We start from the raw sequence: 9,424 nt of genomic DNA, 5'->3' as shown, positions 1-9,424 counted from the left end.
ATAATTCCATCAACTTATTCATAAGTAGTGTCCTCCAAATTGTCTGATTACTATTTACGAGGATACTACTATACTTTATAATAAACTAAAAATCACCTTTTTGGTTGCGGCCAAAGGCCGCGCTAGGTGTTTCGTAATTAAAATCTTTTTGGTTGCGGCTATGCTGCGTTGTGAGATAGGTATAAAATCTCAATCTTGGTATTGTTAAGAAAATAATATATATCCGCGCTCTTTAATTTATGAATCAATTCCGATGCCGTTCATCTATGATAAAACACCTCAGCTTATTTGGTATGCATTTTATGGGGCAAAACACAAACGGGTATAGAAAAGACTATCGCTCGTTAAGTAAAAACGCGCCCAGGAGGACTTGAACCTCCAACCTCCGGATTCGTAGTCCGTGACTCTATCCAATTGAGCTATGGGCGCAAAATCTTAAAGGCTTTAAAAAACTGCAACAATATCATTTGCGATATTTACAGCATTTACATCAAAATCGTGAGTGTTTTGAGCCAAATGGCTATAAGTTTTATATTCGAATGTTTTGTCAAGTTTGTCGTATTTAGTAAATAACGTATGGTTTGGAAATTTTATAAGAAACGTTCGTTTTAGTCAAGAAGCATTTCAACAAGCTTGAAAGTCAAAAGGGAGCTATTTACCGTTGGAAAAGCAATAGTGGAGATACTGTAGAATTAGAAAAGATTTTATAATCCTACATTTTTAGAAGTACGATTTTTTAAATCTAAAATCTAGAATCGTAAATTCGAAAAGGAGGTTTTGCAGGCAGCAATAAACGTTGAAAATCAGGCAGAACAATGATAGGATTCTAAACAGGAGACTAAAATGCCAATAACCAAAGAACTCAGTAATATCAGAAAGTTAGAAGCGGTCGGATTCCCGCACGAACAAGCCGAGGTGCTTACGGACATAATAGAGGAATCCCACGTTGACGGACAGCAGAGTTTAAAAGACTTTATCAGCAGAATGCACGAAGACACAAACAGGCAATTCGACGAGATTAATAAAAGATTCGACGGCGTTAATAAACAATTCGATGAGTTTCGCAAAGAAATGCACACAGAAATGACTACTTTGGAATGGCGCATAAAAGCCTCACACTCCGATCTTCTAATGAAAATATTCGCTATCGTCGCAGGCTGCACTAGCATTGCAGTTGCAGTCGCAAAGATATTTTAATATCTCTCCCATTGTGTTATAAACTTCGAAAATCAGGCAGAACAATGATAATATTCTAAAACTAAAGGGATTTGTCCACAACGAAAACATCTACCTAGCGCTTCGGACAAAGGCTTATCAAGCCGACCCACTTATACAGTTTTCAGCGATAGTTGCTGGCTTTATCAGCACAACCCACGCAATTGCAAAATTTTGTAACCGTTTAGTTTATGTGGTAGGTCAGAATAGAGAAAATTACCCATGCAAATAAATTTAAAGCTATTTTTTAATGAAGAACAAGAAGATTGGGCGAAATTAACACCTGAACAGAGATACATTGAAAGCTCTAAACTTTGGCCGATATATTTAGAACTTGGAGGGAGTTTTGATCCAGAACCCGATTCACAAAGCCCTTTTGACTTTCCAGAATTGCAGCGTTCGATACCTGCTTATGGGAGGCCAGGCGTGCATTTTATACGGCGGATCTGAGTTCAGTCGTGATATAGATTTTTCTATCGGGATTGATACAAAGAACATTTCAGCTATAAAAAAGGCACTGAAATGTTTGAAAGCTGAAACCATATTTGTACCGCCACTGGGCAAACAAGTACTCAGACGAGGTCATGCATGCCATTTCCGTTGCAATGCAGAAGGGGTAGAAGGCTTGCGCATTGATATGATGGCTAAAATGCGAGGCTGTTCCGATTTTGAGCAATTATGGGAGAGAAGGTCCATTGTGAAGTTGCCGGAGATTGGTGAGATGGGTATTCTTTCACTACCGGATTTAATTCAGGCTAAAAAGACGCAGCGCGAAAAGGACTGGCCCATGATTCGCCGTCTCATTGAAACCGACGTCACGCAGGGTTATAGAAAAGCCGGGAAAGAAAAGATTATTTTCTGGCTCATGGAATGCAGGACTCCTGTTTTACTCATGGAAATAGCAAGGAAAAATGCTGCATTATGTAAAAATCTTATACCTACCCGGTCACTGCTTAAAGCAGTATTAAACCAAAACGTGGAAGAAATTGAATCTCTCCTCATACAAGAAGAAAGTGCCGAAAGGAAAAAAGATCGGGAATATTGGCTGCCATTAAAAAAGGAATTGGAGCAATGGCGCCTTGGCCGTAAATCATAACTTTAATTCTGTGTTAAAACAATACAGATGATGCCTGTCTCACCCCGGAATCATATTTGTAAAGTTGCAGGACATTTATGATGCCTTCAACATATTTTGAAAAACCCTGCCGCTGGAGATTGAAATGCCGGATAAGATCGATCATCCATAAGGGTACCTGCATGGTGTAGCACTTGAGTTCCAGTATGACGTTGCATTCTGGGCAAAAAGCGTTTCGTCATCCAGCGAAACCACTTTATTCTCATCCTGAATAATACAATATCCCCCTGCCGGCTGATATCTCAGGTCGGTGTCGAACGTTACCCTCGCATATTCATTCACATTGGATACATATGCCTTCCTCCAATATTGAGACAACATTTTAGGCGTTGCATTATAGAAATATGCCGTCTTCAGGAAATGCGTTTTGGACGAATTCGGGTCAAAGTCTTTTTCTTCACACGATGAATAATCCAGGTCTTCAAACATCCTGCGCCAGTTTTCATCATAAAGAGGCGCCCTGTATTTGTTGACAATATCCCCGGTCTTCTCTTTCACTTCAAGAAAACAGCGATACTTTTTGGAATTGAGGTACGAACGAATCCTCAGATGAAGTCTTCTGTTACATTTGTCCAGCCTTTGCATAAGAAATAAATAATCTGGAGTATCAAAATGCAGATTGTTTATGCAATAAAAACCATTATCAGCATTTGAAGAATATTTGTAGGGAGAACAATAAATAGAAGCAAAACGCGAAATGGGTTCTATCATTTCTTTTGGAATGACAAATTTCAACTCGTATCGCCTCCGGATGGTCAGCGCTGTCTCTTCAATCATATATTTAGAACTCTATTTGCCCTAAGTCCGGGGAAAGATAATTTCGAATAGGGAGTCTGGTTAATTGCCCTGAGATATCCAGGTATTCAAGGTACTTTGTGTAAATTTCATATTGCCATTGCTTAATGAGGATGTCCGTTTTAACAATGCTTTCCTGCATATCGAGCAGCATTAGCGGATCGATGCCTTCTGTTTCCATATATTTTTTTAGTGCTGATTCCGTGCCGCCCGTTGTTTTTTCTTCCATGAGCACATCATACTGCCGAAATATGTTGTTCATTTCCCCGGAAAGTAATCGCACATTTTCTCCCAAAGACCTTTTTAGTTCTTCATGCTCGCCCTTTACAGATAAAAATTGAAGTTTTCTGCGATTGACATCCATGCGGTTGGAATGAATGAAGGGGAGGTTTATACCTACTCCAAAAGAAATTGAACACCGATTTTCACACACACATAAACCATCATAATACACCCCTTAAAGTCGTCTGTATTTGAAGGCTGCAGAGCGGAGAAATTATCTTGCCCTTACCTTGTAAACTCATATTACAAAATAGTCTATGCCTTGTATTTCCTTTTCATCCTTTTCATCCTTTTCCGTTTTATATGATAGGCGTAATCAAGGCGATTGCCCTGCACCATATCACAGAGTGTAATGAGCGCAAAGATTTTACAATAGTCATGAAGAACCTTTTCAAGCATATTTTTTGAAGAGGGAAGGTTTTAAAGATTAAACCGCAACATGCCGTCAAAATAACTGGTTTGTCCGAATGGGGAAAAATACAGGATAACTGCAATAACACAAAAACCAATAACGCCGCCTGTCGCAATAGTATACCCTTTGACTACTACAGAAATACCTGCCGCGAGGCTTGCAAACATGAAGATAATATCTCTTGGGTCTCTGAAATTGGTTCTGAACCAAACAATTGCCAATGCGCCAAGCATACCGGGCCCCTTGCAAGGCTGTCCCCTATCGCCTGCATAACAGTTGCCGCCACTACGGAACTGAGTATGAGCACCTGAACAAAATTTCTTGAGTAGGAAAGCCCCCGAAAGGTCTTCTCATAGGTAATTGCAATTAAGGTTGAAAACACAAACTAAAGGAGTACGGCATAAATGACTGATGTTGGCGTGGTATTGCCTGAATGTAGTTGTAATTTTGAAATATCTAACATTTTTAATGGTTCTCATTATTTGCGGAAAATAGTTTATCCATTTGACTTTACGAAATATATACAGTTACCGTATGCATATCAATAGAATATATGAGCAAATATAAGGGTTTTGCATGGTTACCATTAACGCTGCAATTGATAAAATGCATGGTTTACAGTGAAGCGTTTTATTTTCCATTTGACAAATTTGACTTGCTCAAAGTAGAATCCCGAAAGTCTTTCGTGCATCAGACCGCTCTTTTATTTATTATTACTATGTTCGATTACAGGTGATTTCTCATTATTGCAGAAATAAAAAGGGAATCCATGCCGCAAAACAGAATTTGCGACGAGGAGCGGACCCGCCGCTGTAACCGGGGACGAACGTCACAACGCCACTGGAAAAGTCGCTTAAACGGCTTTCCGGGAAGGAGTGACCAGTAGAACGATCCGGGAGCCAGAAGACCTGCCTGTAATTGCTTCACGAAATCTTCGATGGTAAAGAAGGTGAAGTTTTTGAGTGTAATTATTTTCATGAGAATAGGCGGCAAGCCTATTTTTTCGATAAAATAGAAAACCCATATCTTCAACATTGAAGGTATGGGTTTTTTTGTTTTACGGGAGAAAGTTTTGAAAAGTACAAAAATGTTTCTGTTAAATATAACGGTTTTTTTGCTCGTGTTCCTTGTTTCCGATAAGGCTGCATATGCAATGCACATTACAGAAGGAATTCTGCCCACAGAATGGGCAGTAACATTGTTTGCCGTCTCGATTCCTTTTTTAGGTATTGGGATTTACCAGGTGAAACGGAAGAAAAGAGAGATGCATAGTTACCTGCCGTTAGTTGGCATGCTGGGAGCGGCAGTATTCGTTTTTTCGTGCTTCCCCGTTCCCGTCGTAGCATTAAACGGAATGGCAACTTCCCATCCATGCGGCACAGGCATGAGTGCTATTTTGCTGGGACCTTTTGTCAGTGTACTGATAGCGGGCATTGCCTTGCTTATTCAAGCCTTGTTTTTGGCGCATGGCGGGTTAACAACGCTGGGCGGGAATATATTTTCCATGGGTATTTTAGGCTCTTTCTCCGGATTTTTTGCGTTCAAAATAACCCGGCGCTGCGGCATGCCATTATTTTGGTGCGGCTTCTTTGCAGGTGTAATTTCTGATTTATTTACTTATTTGGGTACCTCTATTGAACTGGGATTGCTCGTAATAAATAATGGTGGGTCTTTCTTCAGGGCGACTGCAGAAATATTTGGCGTCTTTATGATGACCTCACAGGGGGTCTTATGTATTGTGGAAGGCGTGGTTGTTGGATTTATTCTGGTTTTTATAGAAAAAAGAAGGCCGGATATTTTGGTTCAACTTGGGATGATAAAGAAAAATGCAAAACCTGTTTAAATTTACCGTGTATATCGTTTTTTTACTTTATTTGGCCGGTATGGTTTCATTTTTATCTGCGGCGCATGCAGATAATTTTGAGATGATTCGTGTAACCGAACATGAAAATCAGGCAAAAGCCACTGAAATAACAGGAACAATCCATTCAGTTGAAGGTGAAGGTGCGTGGACCGGAATTGATGTGAGCATAGTAGGAAAATATGCCAGCCAGTATGGACGTCCACCCCGTGATCCTTACATTAATACTGATCAGGGGGATTTGCTCCTGTTTGTATTCACACTTGCCGGTGTAATAGGAGGCTTTGTTATAGGGTTTAACGCCAGAAAGATATTTTATGAGAAATAATGTAGTATCTTAAGAGGTAATGCCTCAGACCGGCAAAAAGGATTTTAACCACAGAGCAGAGAAAGTTTTTTAGAGAAGGCGTCTCATTATGGGATTTTTTCATCTCACATTTACAGACAGGTATGCCCGGAGAGATAACTGGTTGACGAGGATCGATGTAAGGGTCAAGTTGATCTACATCTTATCAATGCTGGCAATAAATATATGGGCAAAAAATGTTTTTGTGTCTCTCTCTTTTCTTTTCATATCGTTCGTTTTTCTGCTTACACTGAAAATTTCTCCTCTGGCAATAATAAAAAAGATGGTATTGCCATTATTATTTGCGGTTATGATGCTAGTGGTCAAGGGATTGCATGAAGGACAAGAGGAATGGGTTTCTTTTTCCATTGGGGGATATATCATGTCCTTAAAGAAAGAAGGTCTTCTTGGCGGACTGCAAACTGGAGGCAAAATACTCGGGGGGATTTCTCTGGTGATTTTATTTGCCTTCACTACAACAATGAGTCGGCTAAATGCAGGACTTAAATGGTTTCGTATGCCGGATACCGTTCTGGAACTTATGTCTTTTATGTATCGGTACATTTTCCAATTATTGGATGAAGTGTCTGCAATCTGGTTTGCGCAAAAGGCGCGTTTAGGGCATGCCTCATGGTTAAAAGCAATAAAATCCCTCGGGATTTTGGGTGGAATGCTTATTATCCGTGCCGTTGAAAGGGCGGAGCGCACTTCTGAGGCGATGTATGCACGGGGCTATAAGGGAGGATGTATATTAACCTGCCATTTAAAGCCCTTGGGTAAAAATGAATATATTTATTTCTCAGGGATGACCCTCTTTCTCCCCTTTCTTCTCTATGCGGGGAATATACGGATATGGTAATACTTCAGGCTAAAAATATCCGGTATAAATATTCGGACGGGACACTTGCCCTTGGCGGGGTATGTTTGGATATTGAAAAAGGTGCATTTTGGGCAATTCTTGGGCCAAACGGGTCTGGGAAAACCACCTTATTAAAACATTTCAACGGTTTATTGAAAATACAAGAGGGGGAGGTTCTTTTAGACGGAAGACCGTTACGGAAGTATCCTTCCCGTGAGATAGTTCAACGCGTAGGTATTGTGTTTCAGGATCCGAATGATCAGTTGTTTGCTCAAACAGTACGGGAAGACGTGGCATTCGGGCCTATGAATTTAGGGCTTTCAAAAGAAGAAATTGAGCGGAGGGTGGAAGAGGCATTGATGTTAGTGAATATGCGACACTGTGCAGATAAGTTTGTTGGGTATTTAAGCTATGGACAGAAAAAAAGGATTTGCATTGCCGGGGTGCTCGCAATGAGGCCGGAAATTCTTTTACTAGACGAACCCACGAGCGGTTTAGACCCAGCCGGAGTAACACAACTTATGAGGCTGCTTCAGAGACTTAACCATGAATGTGGGATTACCATTATTATGGCAACAAATGTGGTAGATGTTGTGCCTGTTTACATGAGCAGGATGGCCGTTATGTATGAGGGAAATATTGTGTGTGAAGGCACGCCGGAAAACGTTTTCTCGAAAACAGAGAAATTGGAGAAGATGTATCTCGAATTGCCTCAAATAGCGCAACTTATGAGGCTGTTAAGGGATAAAGATTACATTTCAATGGCAAATTTACCCCTTACCATTGGTGAGGCAAGAAAATTTTTGGTACAAAAACTAAATGGGAGTCATACGGCAAAATCAGCCGCATTGAATATTTCAGAAGAGTAGTTTAAATGGCAGACATTTTCAGGTGAAAATACTTTTTATCCGCAGATATGGTGAAATACGAAACAAATTCTAATGACAAAATGATTCGAAATTCTAAACAAATGCCTCTTTCGTCTCTCGCATTTCGTGCTTCATATTTGTTGTGTGTTTTGAATTTTATGTCTTGTTATTCGGATTTGTTTCGTATTTCGTACTTCGAATTTCGTATTTTTTAAAAGCAGAGTTTCAGGCATAGAATCCGGAGTGTAATATGTTTAAGGGTCATGGCGGATATAGAGAGCATACAAATGTACATACCAAAAACGCTGTTCTTGATTTCAGCGCGAACATTAATCCACTCGGATATCCGGAAGGCGTGCACAAAACAGTTTTCGAAAATTTCGACGATATATTGCATTATCCCGATATTGATTGCTACAGTCTGAAAAAATATATAGCGCGGAAAATAGCGCATTCCGCCAACGAGATTGTTGTAGGAAATGGCTCTACGGAATTATTTTATCTGGCGCCCCGCGCTTTAAAACCTGTAAAAGGAATTATCCTGCAACCGTCTTTCAGTGAATTTCCAGAGGCTTTAAAATGCAGCGGCACGGAAGTAGTCCCGTATGCCCTCAATGACGAAGACGATTTTTCTTTCCACTACAATAAAAATTATTTCCAGGATGAAAAGGCGGGCATGCTTTTCCTCTGTAATCCGAATAATCCCACCGGATTATTAATTGAGAAGCGTACGCTATTGGCAATGATACAACAACATTCAAATGTAATGTTTGTAGTAGATGAGGCATTCATGGATTTTGTGGATGAGCCGGAGAGATACACGGTGATAAATGAAGCAGGTACACTTGAAAACCTCATTGTAGTACGGTCTCTTACAAAATTTTACGGATTTCCTGGTTTGAGAATAGGATATCTCGTCGCCCACGCAAACGTAGCGGAAAAGCTCCTGGAATATAAGGAACCATGGACGGTCAATACCTTTGCCCAATATGCCGCAATGGTTTCAATGGAAGACGATGCGTTTATTGCCGCAAGTAAAGAATTCATAAGAAACGAACGGGTGTTTTTATACGAAGAGTTGTCAAATATTCGAGGATTGATTCCTTATAAACCTGCGGCGAATTTTGTATTTGTTAAAATCAACGCAGAAGGGATAAATTCTGTTTTTCTGAGTAAATGGATGCTGGAGCAGGGCATCGCTATTCGTGATTGTTCCAACTTTGCCGGACTCAATGATGAGTATTTTCGTATAGCGGTTAGGACTAGGGAAGAAAATACAAAGTTAATCAATGTATTTAAAAAAGTCCTATCCAGTCGGGTTTGCAACCCAATGTCATTAAGTTAAGAATTATTGTAACACTTTGGTTTTAAAAAAAACGTATTACCGATAAGCTCCGCAGGAGCAACCTGTTTGTAGTAGATAGGATACCATAACAGATCGTAGAGACAGGTTTGAAACCTGTCTCTATAATCAGGAGCGGCCTGTCTTCCTGTCAATCATATACAGGCCGCTCCTACGGGGCTATTTACCTGTTGAATTTTATTGCGCTACAAACAGACCGCCCCCAAAGGGGCTACATTATTTTTTATATCCCCTTGGATTTTTCAAATAACTAAGGTGTTAAGAATTATTTTATTAAAAACAACCCC

The 9,424-nt window shown here is 40.1% G+C and carries 10 protein-coding genes, 1 tRNA gene and 1 riboswitch; of the genes, 7 read left to right on the top strand and 4 right to left on the bottom strand.

Going from position 1 to position 9,424, the window contains the following annotated elements; all coding sequences use genetic code 11:
• Positions 1-355: 355 nt before the first annotated feature.
• Positions 356-429, bottom strand: a tRNA-Arg gene (locus QZT26_RS14585).
• Positions 430-843: 414 nt separating this feature from the next.
• On the opposite strand from QZT26_RS14585, the gene QZT26_RS14580 reads away from it, so the two are divergent.
• Both QZT26_RS14580 and QZT26_RS14575 read left to right on the top strand, forming a co-directional pair.
• The gene (locus tag QZT26_RS14580; protein ID WP_164994894.1) at positions 844-1,197 is read left to right on the top strand and encodes a hypothetical protein; all 354 of its coding nucleotides are present in this window, start codon (positions 844-846) and stop codon (positions 1,195-1,197) included.
• A 364-nt stretch (positions 1,198-1,561) separates the two neighbouring features.
• Complete coding sequence (locus tag QZT26_RS14575; protein WP_099323648.1) at positions 1,562-2,311, top strand: hypothetical protein; 750 nt, start codon at positions 1,562-1,564, stop codon at positions 2,309-2,311.
• 141 nt (positions 2,312-2,452) lie between these two features.
• Here the strand turns inward: QZT26_RS14575 and QZT26_RS14570 are convergent, their stop codons facing one another.
• The 3 genes from QZT26_RS14570 to QZT26_RS14560 all read right to left on the bottom strand — a co-directional run bounded on the left by QZT26_RS14570 (position 2,453) and on the right by QZT26_RS14560 (position 4,072).
• A complete protein-coding gene (locus tag QZT26_RS14570; RefSeq protein ID WP_295103179.1) occupies positions 2,453-3,127 on the bottom strand; it encodes a polyphosphate polymerase domain-containing protein in 675 nt (224 codons plus the stop codon).
• Between the two features lie 4 nt (positions 3,128-3,131).
• Positions 3,132-3,578 (bottom strand): hypothetical protein, encoded by a 447-nt coding sequence (locus QZT26_RS14565; protein WP_295103177.1) that lies wholly within the window; start codon positions 3,576-3,578, stop codon positions 3,132-3,134.
• A gap of 269 nt (positions 3,579-3,847) precedes the next feature.
• Positions 3,848-4,072, bottom strand: coding sequence for a hypothetical protein (locus QZT26_RS14560; protein WP_295103174.1), 225 nt, complete (start codon positions 4,070-4,072; stop codon positions 3,848-3,850).
• Between the two features lie 480 nt (positions 4,073-4,552).
• Positions 4,553-4,770, top strand: a riboswitch (cobalamin riboswitch).
• Between the two features lie 141 nt (positions 4,771-4,911).
• On the opposite strand from QZT26_RS14560, the gene QZT26_RS14555 reads away from it, so the two are divergent.
• The 5 genes from QZT26_RS14555 (at position 4,912) to cobD (ending at position 9,119) form a co-directional block, all read left to right on the top strand.
• Positions 4,912-5,682: an energy-coupling factor ABC transporter permease gene (locus QZT26_RS14555; protein ID WP_157775621.1), complete on the top strand. Its 771-nt coding sequence runs from the start codon at positions 4,912-4,914 to the stop codon at positions 5,680-5,682.
• Positions 5,666-6,028 carry a hypothetical protein gene (locus QZT26_RS14550; RefSeq protein WP_099323653.1) on the top strand — a complete coding sequence of 121 codons (363 nt, stop codon included), beginning with the start codon at positions 5,666-5,668 and terminating at the stop codon, positions 6,026-6,028. Before QZT26_RS14555 ends, QZT26_RS14550 begins: the two co-directional genes overlap by 17 nt.
• A gap of 88 nt (positions 6,029-6,116) precedes the next feature.
• A complete protein-coding gene (cbiQ, locus tag QZT26_RS14545; protein ID WP_099323654.1) occupies positions 6,117-6,905 on the top strand; it encodes a cobalt ECF transporter T component CbiQ in 789 nt (262 codons plus the stop codon).
• Positions 6,899-7,774, top strand: coding sequence for an ATP-binding cassette domain-containing protein (locus QZT26_RS14540; RefSeq protein WP_099323655.1), 876 nt, complete (start codon positions 6,899-6,901; stop codon positions 7,772-7,774). Before cbiQ ends, QZT26_RS14540 begins: the two co-directional genes overlap by 7 nt.
• A gap of 250 nt (positions 7,775-8,024) precedes the next feature.
• Positions 8,025-9,119, top strand: coding sequence for a threonine-phosphate decarboxylase CobD (gene cobD, locus QZT26_RS14535; protein ID WP_099323656.1), 1,095 nt, complete (start codon positions 8,025-8,027; stop codon positions 9,117-9,119).
• The last annotated feature ends 305 nt before the right edge of the window (positions 9,120-9,424 follow it).

The organism is uncultured Candidatus Kuenenia sp., assembly GCF_900696675.1.
Classification (GTDB): Bacteria; Planctomycetota; Brocadiia; order Brocadiales; family Brocadiaceae; genus Kuenenia; species Kuenenia stuttgartiensis_A.
This window is presented reverse-complemented; position numbering and strand designations above follow the sequence as displayed.